Here is a 1,589-nt window from a genome sequence, read left to right as displayed (position 1 = left end):
GCAACGGCTCGATCCGCTTCCATTGCTCGTCCGTGAACACCCTCAACCGCGAATCAGACCTCACACAACAAGACTGCCGTGAGCCTCACCAGCGATATGGGAGACACGCCCTAGTTGTGATGTCCAGATCGACGACGGTGCGCACATCCGACTCGCGACCGAGCAGATCGAGCTGGCCGTTCAGTTCCCGGTCTTCCGTGCGCAGCAGGATCGCCGGGGGCCCGAGACCGGTCAGGTTCTCGGTCTCGATCTTCCGGCGGATCCACCAGTCGGGGTCGTGGTGGGTGCCGAGTCCTTCGAGGGGCTTGCCCGCGCCGGGCAGGTCGTCGAACTCTCCGCGGCGGATCGCCACCTGGATGGCCGTCTCGATGAACGCGGCACGATCGACGGCCGCGGCGATCCCCGGCGTCGTACCCGACTCCTCGTCGCCGTCGGCGCTCTCACCGTTCTGCCTGCTCGCGAGATACCGCGCCGCCGCGTCTCGGGGATCCGTCATGAGGCACCTCCGTGCATCCGAGCTCCCTCCCACCCTACGACGGAGGCAGCACGGAAGGCGGGGTCGGTCCCAGGTCATAGGCTCGGAGGATGACCGCGCGTGCCTCCCTCAATCGAGACATCCTGCGGTTGGCCGTCCCGGCCCTCGGCGCTCTGATCGCGGAGCCGGCGTTCCTGATCGTGGATGCCGCGCTCGTCGGACACCTCGGAACCACCCCCCTCGCCGGTCTCGGCATCGCGGGCGCCGTGCTCCAGACGATCGTCGGGCTGATGGTCTTCCTGGCCTACTCGACCACCCCCGCTGTCGCCCGACGCTTCGGGGCGGGGCAGCCCGGCGAGGCCGTCTCCGTCGGCGTCAACGGCATGTGGCTCGCGCTCGGGCTCGGCGCCGTGCTCGCGGTGATCGGCGCCGTCTCCTCTCCGTGGCTGGTCTCGCTGTTCGGTGCGGGTGAAGCCGTCGCCGCTCAGGCGAACGAGTACCTCGTGATCTCGATGTGGGGCCTGCCGGCGATGCTCATCGTGTTCGCCGCGACCGGGCTGCTGCGCGGCATGCAGGACACCATGACGCCGCTGTGGATCGCGGGACTCGGTTTCGGTGCGAACGCCCTGCTCAATTGGCTGTTCATCTACGGACTCGGCTGGGGCATCGCCGGATCCGCCGCCGGAACCGTGACCGCGCAGTGGGGGATGGTCGCCGCCTACGTGCTGGTCGTCCGCCGCCTCGCCACGCGTCACAGCGCCTCGTTGCGCGCGCAGAGCGCGGGCCTGCGCAACACCGCGACGTCAGGTGGATGGCTGTTCCTGCGCACCGTGAGCCTGCGCGTGGCCCTGCTCGCGACCGTGGGTGTGGCGACCGGCATCGGCACCGACGAGCTCGCCGGGTGGCAGATCGTGTTCACGATCTTCTCGGCGGCGGCCTTCGCCCTCGACGCGCTCGCGATCGCGGCCCAGGCGCTCATCGGCAAGGAGCTCGGAGCCGGAGACAAGCAGCAGGTGCACCGTGTGCTCGCCCGCACCGTCGCCTGGGGAGCCTGGTTCGGCGTGATCGTCGGCGGACTGATCGCCGCAGCTTCCGGGGTGCTCGGAATCGTCTT

The 1,589-nt window shown here is 69.5% G+C and carries 1 protein-coding gene and 1 pseudogene; one reads left to right on the top strand and one right to left on the bottom strand.

The features are described from left to right. Positions 1 to 127: 127 nt before the first annotated feature. Positions 128 to 496, bottom strand: a pseudogene (locus tag KZA10_RS14685) (DUF1992 domain-containing protein); the annotation flags it as partial. An 89-nt stretch (positions 497 to 585) separates the two neighbouring features. Here KZA10_RS14685 and KZA10_RS14680 point away from each other — a divergent pair. Continuing rightward, positions 586 to 1,589, top strand: a 1,004-nt coding sequence (locus KZA10_RS14680) for an MATE family efflux transporter (RefSeq protein WP_218683253.1), incomplete at its 3' end; no start/stop codon positions are given.

Origin of the sequence: Microbacterium sp. BF1 (genome assembly GCF_019279095.1) — a bacterium.
Taxonomy (GTDB): Bacteria; Actinomycetota; Actinomycetes; order Actinomycetales; family Microbacteriaceae; genus Microbacterium; species Microbacterium maritypicum.
Note: the sequence above shows the minus strand (reverse complement) of the source record. Positions and strands in the feature narration are given on the sequence as shown.